Raw genomic sequence first — 18,271 nt, forward strand, 5'->3', positions numbered from 1 at the left:
TTTGCACCAGGTCACCGCCTAACCCAGAAGAGGTATCCCTATTGCCTCTATCTTAGAACCCAAAGAAATCTGTCTAAAGAATAGGGTCCACTTCACACAATGTACCCGTCTGGGCTGTAATACTTACCATGTTAATTGGCTTTACGCTTATTCCGGTACCTCCCAATATGGATATTAGGGGCTGGCAAGAGATGCATCCCTTAAACGGTCCCGGATGGTCATTGTTTTTTGAATATATTGCCAATATTTTATATGCCATTGGTCTGAGAAAACTCTCCAAGAAAGCGCTTGGGGTACTGGTGTTTTTATCTGCGGCACTATTAGTTCACTACCTGGTAACTGGAAAAAGCGGGGATGTCATAGGAGGATGGACCGTCAATGAGGAACAATTGCGCATTGGTTTTACCAGATTATTATACCCATTTTTTGCCGGACTGCTATTATCCAGGATAGCAAAACCAACAAAGATTAAACATGCCTTTTTAATCAGCAGCTTATTGGTAATCATTGCGCTGGCAATGCCCAGATTCGGAGGAGATCTTCACAGATGGCAAAACGGGCTGTATGAATCTATGGTCATTATCCTTGTATTTCCCTTAATCGTTTACATTGGAGCCAGTGGTTACACTACAACAAAATCTGAAAACAAAATCTGTAAATTTTTAGGAGACATCTCTTACCCCTTATACATCACCCATTATCCATTTATTTATATATATACGGGCTGGGCAAGTGATCACCATTTTTCCAACATGCCATTAGCGATTGGTTATGGAGCCTTGACGGTGGTTGGATCCATACTGGTGGCTTATTTATGCCTGAAATACTACGACGAGCCTGTCAGGGCCTACCTGAAACGTAAATGGTAACTCAAAAACGAAAAAGGAGCATATTGTAACCTTTCGCGAAACATAAAACCAATCCAAAATTTAAGGGCGAGGCCTAAATAAATGCGGGATACGTATTTATTTAGGCCTCGCCCTTATATGTTTTAAATGTATTATTCCTGTTATTAAAAAGGCTCCTGCAGTTAAATCACAAAGAAATATTTCCGTTAATAAACGGATATTCTATTAATTCAGACATAATCTTTGATTGTAACACAGAATGCAGGGCATTGGTATGTCTTATATGGTGAATATCACTACCTACATAATCATACATCCCTTTTTCAAACAGATAGCTGGCTACTTTTTTAACGTGTTTACCGTAATAGCCGGAAAAAGCGATAAGATTTAATTGAAAAAGGCATCCTTTTTCTTTTAATTCATCATATTTTTCCAAACTGTTATGGTAAAAATTATATCGTTCAGGATGTGCTAAAATTGGCTGATAACCATGAGTTTGCAATGCAAATAACCCGTTATGCAAATAGGGAGATTCCAGCAAATAAGACATTTCAACCAAAACCCTGTTTTCATGAATGGTGAGCATTTGTTCACCACTTTCAACCATTTTCACAAACCGCTCATCAATCATATATTCCGCAGCAGCCTCTATTTGCATATCGATCCCTTCCTTTAGGACGGCCTCTCTCAGCAAATCCCTGCGGGCAAGAATGGTAGCGGTGTCATTGGGATAGATATCTTCACTAGAGTGGGGGGTAGCGACCATTTTACGGTAACCATGCTTATACATGCTCTCTACCAGTTTTAAACTATCCTCAATATTTTGAGCTCCATCATCGATACCTGGTAAAATATGACTGTGTATATCCGTTTGGACAAAACCCCAGTCACGGCTCTTTGATGCAGCAACACTAGATTTTTTGAACAAATTGAACATCCTACAGATTTTCAGATTAAAAGCAGTGTCCTGTCTCCGGTTTCCCGCAATAAGATGAAATATAAGAAGATAGGGCACAGCCCTACCTTCCTGGAATTAATACCTTTTATATTACCAGCATGGCATCGCCATAGGTAAAGAAATTATATTTTTCTTTTATTGCCGTCTGATAGGCTTCCATAGCCAGGTCATAACCTGTAAAAGCACAAACCATAATCAGTAAACTGGTTTTCGGCAAATGGAAATTAGAGATCAGACTATCTGCAATACTAAAGGTATGGGGCGGATGTACAAATACATTGGTCCATCCTTCATTAGGCTTTAACAAGCCCTGAGCCGTAAAACTACTTTCCAGCGCACGCATGGTAGTGGTTCCAACGGAGCAGATCCTATGACCGCTGGTTTTGGCGGCATTGACAATCCTGCATGTTTCATCATCGATTCTAAAATACTCCGCATCCATTTTATGCTTACTCAGGTCCTCCACCTCTATGGGACGAAATGTTCCCAGACTGGTATGCAGGGTTAATTCAGCAAATTTTACGCCTTGAATTTCCAAGCGTTTAATTAATTCCTTACTAAAGTGCATACCCGCAGTCGGGGCAGCAACAGCTCCTTCATATTTAGCATAAACCGTCTGATAACGCTCTTTATCCTCTTCGGTGGGTTTACGCTTAATATATTTAGGAAGCGGGGTTTCTCCCATAAATTCCAGCATCTTTCTAAAGCTTGCCTCATCACTATCCCAAAGAAAACGGATGGTTCTTCCACGACTTGTCGTATTGTCGATGACTTCTGCGACTAGTTCGTCATTTTCACCAAAATAAAGTTTATTACCTACCCGAATCTTACGGGCCGGATCCACAATTACATCCCAGAGGCGATTTTGCTTATTGAGTTCACGAAGCAAAAAGACTTCAATTTTAGCCCCGGTCTTTTCCTTTCTACCATACATCCTGGCCGGAAATACCTTGGTATTATTTACAACAAATACATCTTTGTCATCAAAATAATCCAAAACGTCTTTAAACTGCTTATGCTCAATACGGCCGGTACTTCTTTCAACGACCATTAAACGAGCATCTTCACGATTTTTGGGTGGGTTCTGGGCAATTAAATTCAGGGGTAAATCGAAGCGAAACTGAGATAATTTCATGTGCTTGGTTCAGATTTTACAGATGTAGCCCTAAAAAGTAGCCTTTTTGGGGTGAATCCTGTGTCTATTAATTAATATTTTTTAATAGCCCACATACATTCTGTCGACGCCTTACGGGGCGACTGGATGATGTTACGGCATCATTATAAGTGCGCAAAATTAAGAAAATAATCTTTCACAACCAGATATTAACGATTTAATTGCTATAATATTATGTTTTCATTTTCTAATTCGCTTTTCCAAACCACTGCCATGCAGGCGGGGGACTTAAAGTTACAGGCAATTTGTAAATGAATCTTAATAAAAAAACTAATATAATACGTTTTTAAACTATTTGTCTTAGTCTTGTAACAGAAATAACAATCACAGCTAAGATAATACGTCCCTTATAATGGAAACATGAGAGGGGATGAATAGGCTTGTGATCATGTTGTTTTTAGTACTACCTGAGTATAGGGCGCGTTTTCGGATTTATCCGATGGTAAATTGACTTAATTGGTTCGAACAAATAACTGAGTAAAAAAGGCAATACCCTGTTGGTTATAAGCAATCCCGATACCAACCTTGTTGAAGTTTCCCCTCAAATTCTTTCTATGCGGGGCACTATTTATCCAGATATTCACGACCTCTTTGGCAGATAATTGCCCATAAGCTACATTTTCTCCTGTAGCAATAGTACGGCCATAGGCTGCTCTTAACTGATTGGTTCTTTGCTGAAAACCACCATGCCCGAAACCTGAGTTTCCATTAGCCATATCCCGGCTATGTTGTTGTGCAAGCCTGGAAGCTGTGGGATCCAGTACAAGCGCCGGCAGTCCCTGCCGGTGCCTGTATTGATTGGTATATTTTAAAATTTCCCTTGCAAACTGATTGCGGCTTCCGGAAGTTCTTTGTGCGGCAGCACTAAAAGCAATTCCAAAACCTAGAATGGTCAAGATGATTAGGTATCTAAATGGGCGCATCATAAATTATTTGTATTTTCCCCATTTTGACTTTTAAAATATGCCATTGGTTTATTCAATCGCTGTATTTTATCTGGTAACGATATGTTCCGCCCGGTTCAAGGCTACTTGCTTTACCGTATTATCCGCAAATGCTCGGAAAGCCTTTTTAGTTATTTCATCAGGCCCCATCATGGCAGGCTCGCCCAGGTCTCCGCCTTCACGAATGCTTTGCACCAGCGGAATTTGGCCTAAAAACGCGATATCATACTCATCGGCCAGATGCTTTCCTCCTTCTTTTCCAAAAATATAATATTTATTATCAGGAAGTTCCGCAGGAGTAAAATAGGCCATATTCTCTACGATTCCCAAAATGGGCACATTAATTTGCGCCTGGCCAAACATCGCAATTCCCTTTTTTGCATCGGCCAGCGCCACATCCTGCGGTGTCGTAACAATAACAACGCCGGTTACAGGCACTAATTGCATGAGTGTCAAATGAATATCTCCTGTTCCGGGAGGCATGTCAATAACTAGATAGTCCAAATCACCCCAGTATACATCTGTGACGAACTGACGAACCGCACTGCTGACCATAGGCCCTCTCCACACAACTGCCTGTCTTTCATCAACTAGCAGCCCTATACTTATAATTTTTATTCCATACTTCTCCAGCGGCGCAATTTTAGCCTTGCCATCCACTTCCATCATCATTGGTCGGTCTCCACGTACCCCGAACATAATAGGGCCGCTCGGGCCATATATATCCGCATCCATAAAGCCAACGCTGAATCCATCCTGAGCCAGGGCAAGTGCAAGGTTAGCAGAAACGGTGCTTTTACCAACACCTCCTTTTCCGCTTACCACGGCAATGATGTTCTTAACGCCAGGCAAAACCTTTTGTTGAACAGCCGCAATTTTACTGGTCTTTGCTGTAAAAGTGACATTTACATTTACAGAGGGATCCAATTTTTTAATCTGAGTCTCACATTGTTCGTTGATACTGCCTTTATGGGGGGCTGAACTCATAGGGACACCTACAGTCAGTGAAATATTTTTATCTTGAATCTTGATATCACTTACCATATGTAATGAGATGATATCCTTTTTTTGCTCCGGATCTATCACATTGGTTAGGGCCTTTACGATTTCTTCTTCCGTCATTTTATATAAAATTTAAGTAATAGATTATTTTCTGGGTGCAAAAATAACCCATTACAGGCGACTTGACGAATAAAAGCCGTCAAAAGCCTTTTGCCCTGGTTTAATGTTACGTTAAACCGATGAGGATTCTAGTATTTTCATTAATTTTGAAACGTACCGTTGATCAGTGGTCTGAGGGAACAAAACAAACTAACCCATAGAGTATCAGCGGCCATCGCAAAAAAAACGAATGAAGCTAAACATATATATTTTTCTGTTTTTGTTTTTGGCAGGAAGCCTTTGTCAGAAGACCCAGGCTCAGCAACAAAAAGTAATTCAGCTATCGGGTATCGTCCAGGCCAGCGACAGTACAACCTTGCCTGGTGCCAGTATATTTGTAAGAGGCACAAAAAGGGGAACCATCGCCAATGACGCAGGTATATATTCCATTGCGGTATCACCCGGAGATTCTATAGAATTTTCTTACATTGGCTTTAAGTCCGTAATTGTCCAGGTGCCCCTGCAAACGGCCACCAATCAGCTGTATAGTTCTCCTATACTCTCAGAAGATACCGCGTTTCTTCCAACAGCGATTGTCAGTCCGTTGCCAACGCCGGCTCAATTCAAATATATGTTTATTAATTCCCCTATTGTTCGCACAAATGCGGACATAGCCCGGGAAAACCTGAATATCAAAAAGCTTCTTAAAGAGATGCGGCGTATGCCACTTGACGGTGATGCTATTTATAATATGCACAGCCGCGAAGATTTTCAGAGAGGAGCGGGCAGGGGCATGGTGCCGACATCTGGCATTTTCAATCCACTTGCCTGGAGAGATTTTATCAGATCTCTTAAAGAAGGGGGAAGCTCAGATTAAAACTAAATAGGTTTTACCCTATATTTCTACCCTCGCAATCAATTAAAGCAAATTATACTTAACTAATTGATATTACACCAGATAATGACAATTCCTGAATATCTATCAATTGTTTGATCTTCTGTCATACAATGGCCTCTTAGTACAAGTTTTCTCTCTATACATTCACATATCATAACTAAGTTAAGAAAACGCGCTATTTAACATGCAACATTTAAAAGCACAAGGACACTTTAAACCCATTAGGAATAACATGAATGGGGTAACTTTAAAAAAAATCTTTATAGGACTGTCACTGTTGGGCCTGACCCTTTGCCTCTTACCCATGAAGGGACAATCACAGGTCAGTAGCAATAATTTTCAGCAATCCCAACAGGATTCAAGATACCCTTTAATTCCTTATCCTCAGTCACTGACTCCTGGAAATGGCCGTTTTACTTTTAATAAGGCTACAGTATTAAGCGTCCAGAGTAAAGAGCTCCGGACAGAAATTCAGGATTTAAAAGATCTGATAAAACTCCCTTTAAAAGAGGTCGCATCAGCCCCAATTTCCAATTTCATTTCACTGGAACTGGATGCTCATCTGAATCATCCGGAAGGCTATAAACTGCAGATTACTTCCAGTTACATCAAAATAACAGCTAATGATAAAGCAGGCATTTTTAGAGCCATTGAAACCATTAGACAATTATTGCCTGTTAGTATAGAAGATGGACATGGGGCGCCTTCAGCGTCTGTTCCTGCCGTTGATATCCTGGATTATCCGGCCTACGCTTATAGAGGCATGCATCTGGACGTTGCCAGACACTTTTTCTCTATGGATTACCTCTATAAATTCATTGACAGACTGGCACTGTATAAATTCAACAAATTCCATTTGCATTTAACCGACGACGAAGGCTGGCGCATAGAAATCAAAAAATATCCCAAATTAACCAGCGAAGGCGCATGGAGAACATTGGATGCCCATGATTCTGCCTGCATCAAAAGAGCTCAGCAAACCGGCGATCCTGACATGTATTTGGATAGCAGTCATCTTAAAATGATCAATGGCAAAATGATGTATGGAGGCTTTTACACGCAAAAAGAAATGAAGGCATTAGTAGCTTATGCAGCGGCACGACACATTGATATAATCCCAGAAATTGATATGCCCGGCCATTCCAGAACCGCCATCAGTCTTTATCCGTTTTTAGCCTGCAGTGCGGGTCATGAAACAGGCGAGGGATTTTCTGTCCCAATGTGCCCTTGCAATGAGGCCACTTATACCTTTGCTGAAAATGTTTATAAAGAAATTTTTGATATTTTCCCTTATGAATATGTGCATTTAGGTGCCGATGAAGTAAATAAGGAAAGCTGGAAAAACTCCGCAGAATGTGCAGTGACCTTAAAAAAGGAAGATCTGAAAAATGTAAATGAGCTCCAAAGCTATTTTGTGAGAAGAATGGAAAAATTCTTTAATCAGCACGGGAAAAAATTAATTGGCTGGGATGAAATTCTTGAAGGCGGAGTAACCTCTACTGCCAATGTGATGTATTGGCGCTCCTGGGTTCCTGAAGCACCCATAATTGCAGCAAGGCAAGGAAACAAGGTAATTATGACACCAGGTAATCCTTTGTATTTTGATGCCATTCCTGATAAAAACTCTTTAATGAATGTGTATCATTTTAATCCCATTCCAAAAGACTTAAACCAGCAGCAGGCGGCCAATATTATGGGGGCACAGGCCAACTCCTGGACAGAATACATTCCCACTACTAACCGTCTGGAATACCAGGAATACCCCAGGATGCTGGCACTTGCAGAAGTACTATGGACCGCCAAAACGAATGACAGCTCCTTTATGCGAAGGTTAAATCAGCAATTCACGCGTATGGATAAAATGAATATCCATTATCGTCTCCCGGATATCCAGGGAACCTTACAAAATAATGCCTTTTTAGACAGTGCAGTATTAAAGGTCTATCCCCCCAAAGAAGATCTGACCATACATTATACAATAAATGGAAATAACCCAACTATTGAGGATCCGGTTTTAAACCAGCCCTTAATTATAAAAACAGATAAAACCATCAGGCTGGCAGCATTTACCCCTTCGGGAAACAGAGGTGATATTTACACATGTCATTATACGAAGACCAGTTTACGTAAAGCGGTCATGGTAAAAAGAAATTACACGGGAATGCAGGTACAGTATTTTGCAGGCAGCTTTAAAACTGTAAAAGACTTATCCAAAGCGGCCATAACAGGAACATGGAATCAGCCCGATATCTCGGTTGATGCAAAGCAGGCAACCGCAGGCGCCTTTGGACTTAAATATAACGGTGTTATCACTGTACCGGAATCAGGTATCTATACATTTTATCTGACGGCAGATGACGGTGCAGTCTTGAATATTGACCATCAAATCGTCGTTGATAACGATGGTTTACATTCAGCCATAGAAAAAAACGGGCAAATAGCACTGGAGAAAGGACAGCACTTTTTCAATCTTGATTTTATAGAAGGTGGTGGCGGTTATAAGCTCCAGCTTGAATACAGCGGACCAGGAAGCCATACAGCGCAACCTGTAACAGCGGAAATGCTTAAATAAATGATTGAAAAATAAAAGACACAGCCCTGGTGTAGCCATTTTAAGGTATATACCGGGGCTGCTTTAGTTGCAAATTTACTCCGAATTCCACGTTGAATCTTATTGAGGGAGCTGACAATGCCCGAAAAATATACATTCACTTTATTAAAAGTATTTCCAATCAAAAAATAACGTCATGACACATCTAAAAGACGGTCAGGGACTTAGTACAGGTTTATTAATCATCATGTCCGTTACTACCGGTGTAGTTGTTGCCAATAACTACTACAACCAGCCTTTACTGGGACTAATGGCAAAAGACTTTGGCATATCCGAGTTACAAATCAGCAGTATTCCCATGCTTACCCAGATAGGTTATGCTTTTGGATTGTTTTTTATTGTACCACTGGGAGATAAATTAAGACGCAAAAAATTAATTCTGGTTGACTTCGCTTTTATTATTGCCGCCTTAATTGGCATGGCGCTATCAAAATCACCCTTTTTACTAAAGGTATTCAGCTTTATAATCGGATTTACGGCCGTCATTGCCCAGTTATTAATCCCCATGGCTGCACAGCTGGCTACTGATAACAAAAGGGGAAGAGCCATCGGTACGGTTATGTCCGGTCTGTTAATGGGGATTTTAGCCTCTAGAACACTTAGTGGCTATATCGGAGCGCATTTTGGTTGGCAGGCCATCTATTATGTGGCAGCCGTTTTAATAAGTTTATTATTCTTTTGTCTGGTTAGGTATTTGCCGGAGCTACCCGCAGAATTTAAGGGCTCATACGGTTCTTTACTTAAATCTCTTGTCACCCAATTTAATACCCAGCCAAACCTAAGATTAGCTTCTTTTAGAGGGGCTTTTGATTTTGCATGTTTCAGCGTTTTTTGGACCACCATTGTATTCTTATTGGAAGCTGCACCCTTTCATATGGGCAGTGACGTTGCCGGTGCCATGGGACTCGTTGGAATTGCAGGCGCTATCGTTGCCTCCTATGTAGGAAGGCTAAGTGACCGGATGAGTAAAAATAAATTAATTATCATGGGTATTTTTATTGTTTTAATATCCTGGATCGTTTTAGGATTTTCGGGCAAAAGCATTATCGGATTGATAATTGGTGCATTCTTATTGGACTGGGGAGTACAATCGGTTCATATCACCAATCAAGCCATTATTTTTCAAGGCAACCCACCGGCCAGAAACCGCATTAACACGGTTTACATGGTCTGGTATTTCATCGGAGGCTCATTAGGCACCTTGATCGGTGGTTATATTTGGTATTATACCGGTTGGACCGGTATCTCAATTAGCGGCATAATTTTATCCCTGCTAATGCTGCTGCTGCATATTTTTGGGCGTAGAAAGCTAAATCTTACCAATTCTGACTAAACTTATTTAATCGTGTTTCAGACATGAAACAGGCATGTGAAATCGGACGCAAATACATCCTTTATTCACATGCCTGTCTGTCTTTACTTAATATAAAAATAAAAAACTGTTGGTTTAATCCTTATATTAAAGAGCCATTTTCTTCTTGATTGCCGGGGCAAGGGCATTTTTATTGACCATAATGGCCACTGTTTTATAATTGACAAATGCTTTTGATGCGTATAAAAATCCTTTATAAACATTGCCTGTTCCCCAGGAGTTCTTTACAATATAAAATTCATCTCCATTCTGATCTTTGGCCAGCCCAACAATATGCATTAAATGATCGTCCGTCGTTCTTTTATCATTATATGCATCTTGTCTGTTTTTGGCTGTAATTTTCATTTCAGGGCTGACTTTTGTAAACCAGTTGGCGATGGCAGCTTTATCCAGTTTTTTATTATTCAAAGTATCTGCGCCTTCGGGTACAATTGCGACGCTATTAAGCCAACTAAAATATGGCTCAGAGCAATCCGTATCCCATTCAACCGTATATCCTTTTTTTAAAGCACCGTCGATAATTTCAGTTAAGTCAGCTAGCGGAACATTCACATAATTTTCCATAAATGCCCAGTTATCCGGTACCATAAGCATTGCTCTTTTCCAATAAGGGGTATTGGTCTGGCTCATGATTTCAACATAATCATTTGCATTCAGTCCAGTATAGTCTTTTGCAAATGATAATGGCGTATAATCTTTACCTTTAAAAGTAAATTTTTCAGGTGCTTTACCCAAATGACTATCCATAACCATATTAATGGTGTCCTTCCAATTATCCGGAATATGGTGATTAGCCAGCCAGTCCTTAAGATATTGCTGGATTTCTTTTTGCATAGGATCAAAATCATTAATGGTTGCTCCATTAATCAAACCTGTGTAAACCTGTTCAGGCATTGTACCATATTTAGCCAACATATTGGTCACGTCATGAGCCTGGCCGCCGTCTCCATAATTCAGGTTGCCATCCATTCTTAAATAATTCTCTGCTTTTTCCAGATAAACACACCGGGCTGTAAATATTTTTGAGAGATGAACCGGCTGTTTCCCTTTTTTAATCATTTCACTTTCCAAAAAGGAATTGGTGGAATAGCTCCAACAAGTTCCCGATTTCCCCTGATTTTCAACAGGTGTATAAGTTAAATTGATCAAATCTGTAAAATGATAACCCTGATCCTTAAGGACGGTCTGATCTTTATTTACTTTATTAATCAGATCGACCTGCCCATACATAGGCACAGAATAGGAGATTGCGCAACAAGCCAGGGTCGCACAAATAGCTGTCCTTACATTAAATCCCATCATAAAAAATAATTAATTTGATATAAATCAGAATTATACATTATACTTTCTCCGCTTTGTGCATCCATCTAGTTTGCAAAGCGGTTTCCAAAGATAAGGATTTGATATTATAAATCTGATCTGAATTTCTCCTTATGACCGGTAAGTCCATAATGCCAATTCTGAATAGAGAAAAGCATATCCTCAACCAAAATCCCAGGTCTTATTTAGCAGCTTCCCTTATATTTGTAGTGGCATCTGAAAATCTTCAAATTCCGATACAGATCATATGAGAAGCAGAAACAGTAGAAGACCCACAAAAGGCAGTCATTTTAACCGTCCTGATCTTTGGCAGACTGCCAGTTCGGAAGAGATAATACGCCTTTTAATCGCACTGGATTTTAATGCAACAGAAATAGCCTTTAACAACTGGAATAGCAATAATCCCATTGAGACTCCGGAAGAGTTGCAAAAGAAGGAACCCGCTGTTTATGCCGCCAGAAAAGCGGCACTGGACTGGGCGCCCAAACTAGAAGGATGGAATAATACCGGAAAACAGCTCACAGTGATCGATCAAGAAAAACTGCAGCAGTTATTACAGGATTTTAAAGACTATGAATTTGGAAAATGGCTGAGTAATTTTTCTCAAAGTTTATTGCAATTATTATATAGACTTTCCCAGGACTTAATAAAGTCATGTATTAAAAAGGAAGTCCCAGATGAAGAAAATCCACTTACCAGCAGTTCATCAACCAGCTCAAAAGAAGGTCCGTATGCACCTTATCTGCATGAGCAATGTGGTATTTATCACTTAGTAGACGGCATTACATCTATATTACAACGTCAGAAAATAAATCCAAGAGCAAAAATACAAACCGTAGATTTATTAAAGGAAGCACGGAAGGCTTTCCCTCAGGATGGGAGGCTATCTTATTTACTGGCAGGAAGTTATTTCGAAAATAACCAAAACAAGGATGCAAGGCAACAATATGCTAAGAGCTTACTTTACTTCCCAGAATTAGCGGAAAGCATGATTATACAAAATCCCACCATAGAAGCACCGAATGAAATTAAAAAGCTCATTGGCAGCCAGGCCCCTGCAAGAGCTGTCGCCATCGGGTTCCTACAGGGCATTTTCCAGCTCATTGAACTCCCTGTTGATTTCTCTATAAACGATGCTATGCAACAAAAAGCATTGTTAAGCTATCTGGCATTGTACGATGTTGAACAAGCTACTTTAAGTGCTCCCACAGATTTAATTTATATCGCTAAATGTCGTAAACATTTAAAAGAAACAGATCTGCAGTTATATAACAAGTATATGGCCATCATTAGAGCAAGAGAGGAACGTTAAAAATCCGCTTGTCATGCTTGCAGGATCACACTGTCCGTTAATTTACAAATTACCATGGAAAACCCTGTTTTTATTATGCACTTTTTGCACTGATAAATTCGCTGAAATGCCTGTCCCTATTAGATTCTTAACAAATACTAAATGACCGGATATTTTACTCCTATAATTGAAAAACTGTTGTAATTTGACCTCCTGAACAGGAAATTTGGTTGTTCAGGCTTTTTGTTTATGGAGCAATCATTCCAAAAGCTTAGAATTTAATGAATCTTATGGACTCCATCGGGTATTAGAATAATAAGGTTTCTGCACTTCAACACATAATCAAAATATTTAATATAAATTTCATAAAAATGATGCAAACTAAAACGCAGTCAAAAAGAATTCGGCAACTGGCCTCCTCATTAGTATTGGCGGGGCTTTTTATTAGTAGTCATTCTTTAATTGCTCAGGATTATAAGCCGGTTGAAGGAAAAATCATGACCAAATGGGCTGAACAGGTTAATCCAAAATCACCGCTGCCGGAATATCCAAGACCACAATTAAAGAGGTCCCAGTGGCAAAACCTGAACGGCCTTTGGCAGTATGCAATTACGAATGCTGCCCAGGATGCCATTCCTACTAAGTTTGACGGCAAAATACTGGTTCCCTATCCGGTAGAGTCCGCTCTGTCTGGCGTAGGAAAAACAGTAGGAGAGGATCACGCTCTTTGGTATAACACAGTTATTAACCAAAAGAACATATCCTCAAAGGAAAGATTATTGTTGCATTTTGGAGCTGTTGACTGGCGTACGGACGTGTATGTTAATGGCAAAAAAGTTGGACGCCACGAAGGCGGATACGATCCATTCAGTTTTGACATTACACCATATTTACAAAAAGGCAAAACACAACAGATTAGTATAAGAGTATGGGATCCAACAGATAAAGGACCTCAGCCACGAGGTAAACAGGTAAGCGGCCCCAATGGCATCTGGTACACACCTGTTACAGGTATATGGCAAACAGTATGGACCGAGCTAGTGCCTGAAACCTATATTGTTTCTACCAAACAAACGCCAGACCTGGATGCCTCCAGCTTGATGGTTTCGGCCAATGTCATCGGTGCGCAAAATGGTGACCAGGTTAAATTTGTGGCCTTAGATAAAGGCGAAATAGTTGCTCAAACCACCGCCACAGCCGGCACCACTACTAATTTATCCATTAAGACCCCTCATAACTGGTCTCCAACTGACCCTCATCTTTATCAACTGCAAATTACCGTACTTAGAAAGGGCAAACAAATAGATGCAGTCAGCAGTTATTTTGCCATGCGTAAATCCTCTTTAGTAAAAGACAGCAAAGGCATTACACGTATGGGATTAAATAATAAGCCTATTTTCCAATTTGGTCCGCTTGACCAGGGCTGGTGGCCCGACGGACTGTATACAGCACCTACTGATGAAGCCTTATTATTTGATATTGAACAAACCAAGAAAATGGGCTTCAATATGATCCGTAAGCATATCAAAATTGAACCAGCCAGATGGTATTATTACTGCGATAGCCTTGGCATGCTGGTTTGGCAGGATATGCCAAGTGGGGATTTGGGCGGCAATACCTGGGATAATCACCCCGGCATTTCCAATGGGCTAAACAGGGATAAGCAACGCTCTGCAGCATCCGAAGGGTATTACAGAAAAGAATGGAAAGCAATGATCGATGCCACTTATAATTTCCCTAGCATTGTTGTATGGACTCCTTTTAATGAAGCCTGGGGCCAATTTAAAACAGTGGATATCACTAAATGGACTAAAAACTACGACCCTTCCAGACTGGTAAATAGTGCCAGCGGAGGTAATTTCTTCTGGGTTGGGGACATGCTGGATTTACATAACTATCCGGACCCGGCAATGCCAGATCCAGAGGTATTTGGGAAATCAGGGATGGCATTAGTTCTTGGTGAATTTGGAGGCCTTGGTCTACCGATATCCGGACATACCTGGCAACAAAATGACAACTGGGGCTACCAAAGTTTTAAAAACCAGGATGAGCTATTAAAAAGGTATAGTCAATTGATACAAAGACTTAAAAAATTGATTCCATTAGGTTTGTCTGCAGCAGTTTATACACAGACAACCGATGTAGAAGTAGAAACCAATGGAATAATGACGTATGACAGAAAAGTCATCAAAATGCCGGAGGACAAACTCCATGATCTACATGCGCCTTTATACCAGGAAGAAAATTAATCATTTCCCAAGCAAAAGTATATTTAGATTAAAAAAGTGAAATTTTTAAAATTAGGTGCTTCAGGTGTAATATACCCTGAGGCACTTTTTCTTTTTTTCAAAGTTATTTTCGGCTTAATAAATGCAACACAAGGAGTTGTCAAAGATTATTTATCAAAAATAAAACCTAACTTAGCCGGGCGTTAATACACTGGTGAATGGAAAGTTGTTGATTCATCTTTTACAATACTTCGGTAACTTTTTAAGCCCGGAAAAATGTGGATAAAATTTAAATTTCTTGATTTTGGGGAGAATTTATTCACAGGCGGAGAAAGAGAAGAAAAAAGGCGGTAGAATTTGGTGTGAAACAGAAAACCACCGCCCTTAATAAAGCCATGGGCCTTATCAGTGCAAGAATAAATCAAGTTTGCGAATTGACCAAACCCCAGAAGAAATTTCTGGGCTGGATCTTTGAAAAATGGATCATGCTGCCCGTACGGCATAATTTCCTGAACCTTTTCCGGTATGCTGATGGTCAGTATTCTGAAAAAAGCATTAGGAATCAGTTTAGTAAGAAAATGAACTTCACGGCATTGTTTGACAGCTCCTTTTGCAAGCTCAAGGCTAAAGAGTGTATCGCAGCCTTTGATCCGAGCTTCATCCGCAAAAGCGGGAAAAAGACCTTTGGCAAAGGCAGGTTCTGGAGCGGAAAGGATCAAAGGGCTAAGCCGGGACTGGAAATAGGCTGTCTGGCACTGGTTGATGTCGAAGATGAAACGGCCTATAGCATTGAAGCGGTACAGACGCCCGGAGAAATGAAAAATGCCCTGATGGATCATTACGTGGGTATTATCAGAAACAACATTGGTCGAATTAAGTCTTTTACTGATTATCTGGCAGTAGATGGCTATTTTATGAAAAAAACATTTATCGAACCGATGTTGAAGATGGGTCTTCAGGTAATTACCCGCATGCGGCCAGATGCGAACCTGCAGTACCTGTATAAAGGCCAACAGAAGACAGGCAGAGGCAGAAAACGCCGTTACGCAGGAAAAGTCGATATGAATAATATCGATAAACGTAGATGGAAGCTGTGTTATGAAGACGATCATGTTCTGGCCTTTGAGTTAATTGTATGGTGTGTCACGTTAAAAAGAGAAGCTAAAGTGATATATCTAAAACACAAACAGGGCAGCGGGCATACCGTATTCTTAAGTACCGACATTAATATGGAGGGAAAGAAAATCATGCAATATTATGGATTACGATTCCAGATTGAGTTTCTAATACGAGATGCAAAACAATATACCGGCCTGGAAGAGTGCCAGGCGGTCAGTGAAAACAAATTATATAACCATTTTAATTTATCGCTCATGTCCGTATCACTTATGAAGTTAACCTGTTGGGCAAGTCTGAAAGACAAATCAGACATCCCGTTTTCCATGAGGAGTATCAAAACCTGGTACTACAACAAATACCTCACGGAAACTATTTTTTCAAACTTGGGTCTAGAGCTGAATTGCAATAAAATAAAAAAGCTCTATTCAAAATGCCTAAATATCGGCGCTATGGCCGCTTAATTTATTACCGAAATATTGCTTTTAAAGAATTTAAAACAAATCATCATATCGCATATTTTCCATAAATATTCTCCCATTAAATAAAATTTTATGAATAAATATGAGCAGATGACCTATAGAAGGTGTGGTAAATCTGGTTTAAAACTACCAGCTATTTCTTTAGGTCTATGGCATAATTTCGGGTTCGTTGACAAATATGAACATTTCAGGGAAACCCTCCATACCGCTTTTGATCAGGGAATTACACATTTTGATCTGGCCAATAATTACGGCCCCCCACCGGGTTCTGCAGAAGAAAATTTTGGCAAAATCTTGCATGCTGATTTCAAGCGCCACCGCGATGAAATGATTATCTCTACCAAGGCAGGATATACTATGTGGGATGGCCCGTATGGGGACTGGGGTTCTAAAAAATATCTGGTCGCCTCTTTAGATCAAAGCCTCAAAAGAATGGGACTGGAATATGTGGATATCTTTTATCATCATAGACCAGATCCGGAAACACCTCTTGAGGAAACCATGCGCACGCTGGATTTAGTAGTTAGGCAAGGCAAAGCCTTATATGCAGGAATCTCAAATTATCCAGCCAAATTAGCCGCTGAAGCCTTTAAAATATTAAATGAACTTGGCACCCCCTGCGTTATCCATCAGCCTAAATACTCTATGTTTGAACGATGGGTCGAGGACGGTCTATTGGATACCCTGGAAACCTACGGTGTCGGATGTATACCTTTTTCCCCTCTGGCACAAGGTATGCTCACTAATAAGTATTTACACGGTATCCCTGAAGACTCCCGGGCCGCAAAAGCGCACGGATTTCTTAAAAAGGAGTCCCTCACAGAAGGCCGACTCAAGCAAATTTCAAAACTGAATGACCTGGCTCAATCCAGAGGCCAATCCCTTGCCCAAATGGCGCTAAGCTGGCTATTAAAAGATAAGCGAGTCACTTCCGTATTAGTGGGAGCCAGTAGCAAGGAGCAACTTTTAGATTCTTTAAAATGTCTGGAGAATCAGAGTTTTAGTTCTGAGCAACTGGATAAGATCGAAAATATCTTATCAGAGAGCCGGCAGTAATCAAAATCTGGCTTATTGTATATAATTTGTAATTTTGGAACATTAATGCTTATTATTATGCCGTTGCAACAATCCGACAGCCGTCTTCCATCCTGTAAGCAGAATGAAATGCCTAAAAAGGGTGCCTGCATACATTTAAATAAAAGCAATCATTTCCTTTTAAAAACTTTGTGCCTGGGCTGCATTTCATGCCTTATGTTCAGCTTTTCTAGTTGCAAAATCAAACCTGAAAAACAAAATGTAGAAAATAATAAACAGGCAGCTGACGCTGTAAATAATAAGAATTTAAATAAAAATTTATCACAAAAAAACAAGACTTTTATGACAACGATTCAATTTAAAGGAAACCCCATTCATACAGTTGGAGCCTTACCCCAAACAGGTACACAAGCTCCGGATTTTACGCTGGTAAACGGCGAACTGGCAGAGAAATCCTTATCTGATTACAAAGGTAAATTCGTCATTCTAAACATCTTCCCAAGTGTTAATACCGGTGTATGCGCCGCATCTGTTCGCGAGTTCAATAAAGATGCTGCCTCCATCGACAATGCTACGGTTCTTTGCATTTCCAAAGATTTACCGTTCGCACAATCACAGTTTTGCGGAGCAGAAGGAATTAATAATGTAACAATGCTCTCTGATTTCAGAACAGATTTTGGCCACCAGTACGGCGTCCAGATGGCGGATGGCCCTTTACAAGGACTACTCAGCCGGGCAGTCGTTGTCATTAATCCGGAAGGCAAGATCATTTATGAGCAACAAGTTCCAGAAATTACAGAAGAGCCTAATTATGAAAAAGCGTTAGCCGCTATTCAATAAACTTACCTTCTGCTTTATCTTATTTCTAAGCCATTGCTGATAAAAAGGCTACA

At 40.2% G+C, this 18,271-nt stretch carries 15 protein-coding genes; 10 read left to right on the top strand and 5 right to left on the bottom strand.

Going from position 1 to position 18,271, the window contains the following annotated elements:
• The first annotated feature begins 128 nt into the window (after positions 1 to 128).
• On the top strand, positions 129 to 869 hold the full coding sequence (locus BLU80_RS03730) for an acyltransferase family protein (RefSeq protein WP_091393663.1): 741 nt from the start codon (positions 129 to 131) through the stop codon (positions 867 to 869).
• Between the two features lie 166 nt (positions 870 to 1,035).
• Here the strand turns inward: BLU80_RS03730 and BLU80_RS03735 are convergent, their stop codons facing one another.
• From BLU80_RS03735 to BLU80_RS03750, 4 genes are all read right to left on the bottom strand, one after another.
• A complete protein-coding gene (locus BLU80_RS03735; protein WP_091393666.1) occupies positions 1,036 to 1,785 on the bottom strand; it encodes a tyrosine-protein phosphatase in 750 nt (249 codons plus the stop codon).
• A 106-nt stretch (positions 1,786 to 1,891) separates the two neighbouring features.
• Positions 1,892 to 2,941 (bottom strand): tRNA preQ1(34) S-adenosylmethionine ribosyltransferase-isomerase QueA, encoded by a 1,050-nt coding sequence (gene queA, locus BLU80_RS03740; protein ID WP_091393670.1) that lies wholly within the window; start codon positions 2,939 to 2,941, stop codon positions 1,892 to 1,894.
• 491 nt (positions 2,942 to 3,432) lie between these two features.
• Positions 3,433 to 3,906, bottom strand: a complete 474-nt coding sequence (locus BLU80_RS03745) for a CAP domain-containing protein (protein ID WP_091393673.1) — start codon at positions 3,904 to 3,906, stop codon at positions 3,433 to 3,435.
• A gap of 66 nt (positions 3,907 to 3,972) precedes the next feature.
• Positions 3,973 to 5,046, bottom strand: a complete 1,074-nt coding sequence (locus BLU80_RS03750) for an Mrp/NBP35 family ATP-binding protein (protein ID WP_091393676.1) — start codon at positions 5,044 to 5,046, stop codon at positions 3,973 to 3,975.
• Positions 5,047 to 5,275: 229 nt separating this feature from the next.
• Here BLU80_RS03750 and BLU80_RS03755 point away from each other — a divergent pair, with 229 nt between their 5' ends.
• The 3 genes from BLU80_RS03755 (at position 5,276) to BLU80_RS03765 (ending at position 9,867) form a co-directional block, all read left to right on the top strand.
• Entirely contained in the window at positions 5,276 to 5,902 is a 627-nt protein-coding gene (locus BLU80_RS03755) for a carboxypeptidase-like regulatory domain-containing protein (RefSeq protein WP_091393679.1), read from the top strand.
• A 205-nt stretch (positions 5,903 to 6,107) separates the two neighbouring features.
• On the top strand, positions 6,108 to 8,495 hold the full coding sequence (locus BLU80_RS03760; protein WP_211481738.1) for a family 20 glycosylhydrolase: 2,388 nt from the start codon (positions 6,108 to 6,110) through the stop codon (positions 8,493 to 8,495).
• A gap of 175 nt (positions 8,496 to 8,670) precedes the next feature.
• Positions 8,671 to 9,867 carry an MFS transporter gene (locus tag BLU80_RS03765; RefSeq protein WP_091393682.1) on the top strand — a complete coding sequence of 399 codons (1,197 nt, stop codon included), beginning with the start codon at positions 8,671 to 8,673 and terminating at the stop codon, positions 9,865 to 9,867.
• Between the two features lie 126 nt (positions 9,868 to 9,993).
• On the opposite strand, the gene BLU80_RS03770 is transcribed toward BLU80_RS03765, so the two are convergent.
• Positions 9,994 to 11,208: a C1 family peptidase gene (locus BLU80_RS03770; RefSeq protein ID WP_244518718.1), complete on the bottom strand. Its 1,215-nt coding sequence runs from the start codon at positions 11,206 to 11,208 to the stop codon at positions 9,994 to 9,996.
• Positions 11,209 to 11,473: 265 nt separating this feature from the next.
• Between BLU80_RS03770 and BLU80_RS03775 the strand changes: the two genes are divergently transcribed.
• The 6 genes from BLU80_RS03775 (at position 11,474) to tpx (ending at position 18,218) form a co-directional block, all read left to right on the top strand.
• A complete protein-coding gene (locus BLU80_RS03775) occupies positions 11,474 to 12,538 on the top strand; it encodes a tetratricopeptide repeat protein (protein WP_091393685.1) in 1,065 nt (354 codons plus the stop codon).
• A 350-nt stretch (positions 12,539 to 12,888) separates the two neighbouring features.
• Positions 12,889 to 14,766, top strand: a complete 1,878-nt coding sequence (locus tag BLU80_RS03780) for a glycoside hydrolase family 2 protein (protein WP_244518720.1) — start codon at positions 12,889 to 12,891, stop codon at positions 14,764 to 14,766.
• 36 nt (positions 14,767 to 14,802) lie between these two features.
• Complete coding sequence (locus BLU80_RS19500) at positions 14,803 to 14,952, top strand: hypothetical protein (RefSeq protein WP_170831130.1); 150 nt, start codon at positions 14,803 to 14,805, stop codon at positions 14,950 to 14,952.
• Between the two features lie 155 nt (positions 14,953 to 15,107).
• A complete protein-coding gene (locus tag BLU80_RS03785; RefSeq protein WP_091393687.1) occupies positions 15,108 to 16,325 on the top strand; it encodes a transposase in 1,218 nt (405 codons plus the stop codon).
• Between the two features lie 90 nt (positions 16,326 to 16,415).
• On the top strand, positions 16,416 to 17,399 hold the full coding sequence (gene mgrA / locus BLU80_RS03790; protein WP_244518721.1) for an L-glyceraldehyde 3-phosphate reductase: 984 nt from the start codon (positions 16,416 to 16,418) through the stop codon (positions 17,397 to 17,399).
• A gap of 321 nt (positions 17,400 to 17,720) precedes the next feature.
• Positions 17,721 to 18,218, top strand: a complete 498-nt coding sequence (gene tpx / locus BLU80_RS03795) for a thiol peroxidase (RefSeq protein WP_091394241.1) — start codon at positions 17,721 to 17,723, stop codon at positions 18,216 to 18,218.
• Positions 18,219 to 18,271 lie beyond the last annotated feature (53 nt).

Source organism: Arachidicoccus rhizosphaerae (genome assembly GCF_900107765.1).
GTDB lineage: Bacteria > Bacteroidota > Bacteroidia > Chitinophagales > Chitinophagaceae > Arachidicoccus > Arachidicoccus rhizosphaerae.

Coding starts and splice junctions, on each gene's coding strand:
- BLU80_RS03730 (WP_091393663.1), top strand. CDS start 129: ATGTTAATTGGCTTTACGCTTATTCCGGTACCTCCCAATATGGATATT.
- BLU80_RS03765 (WP_091393682.1), top strand. CDS start 8,671: ATGACACATCTAAAAGACGGTCAGGGACTTAGTACAGGTTTATTAATC.
- BLU80_RS03775 (WP_091393685.1), top strand. CDS start 11,474: ATGAGAAGCAGAAACAGTAGAAGACCCACAAAAGGCAGTCATTTTAAC.
- BLU80_RS03745 (WP_091393673.1), bottom strand. CDS start 3,906: ATGATGCGCCCATTTAGATACCTAATCATCTTGACCATTCTAGGTTTT.
- queA (WP_091393670.1), bottom strand. CDS start 2,941: ATGAAATTATCTCAGTTTCGCTTCGATTTACCCCTGAATTTAATTGCC.
- tpx (WP_091394241.1), top strand. CDS start 17,721: ATGACAACGATTCAATTTAAAGGAAACCCCATTCATACAGTTGGAGCC.
- BLU80_RS03750 (WP_091393676.1), bottom strand. CDS start 5,046: ATGACGGAAGAAGAAATCGTAAAGGCCCTAACCAATGTGATAGATCCG.
- BLU80_RS03780 (WP_244518720.1), top strand. CDS start 12,889: ATGATGCAAACTAAAACGCAGTCAAAAAGAATTCGGCAACTGGCCTCC.
- BLU80_RS03735 (WP_091393666.1), bottom strand. CDS start 1,785: ATGTTCAATTTGTTCAAAAAATCTAGTGTTGCTGCATCAAAGAGCCGT.
- BLU80_RS03760 (WP_211481738.1), top strand. CDS start 6,108: ATGCAACATTTAAAAGCACAAGGACACTTTAAACCCATTAGGAATAAC.
- BLU80_RS03755 (WP_091393679.1), top strand. CDS start 5,276: ATGAAGCTAAACATATATATTTTTCTGTTTTTGTTTTTGGCAGGAAGC.
- BLU80_RS03770 (WP_244518718.1), bottom strand. CDS start 11,208: ATGATGGGATTTAATGTAAGGACAGCTATTTGTGCGACCCTGGCTTGT.
- mgrA (WP_244518721.1), top strand. CDS start 16,416: ATGAATAAATATGAGCAGATGACCTATAGAAGGTGTGGTAAATCTGGT.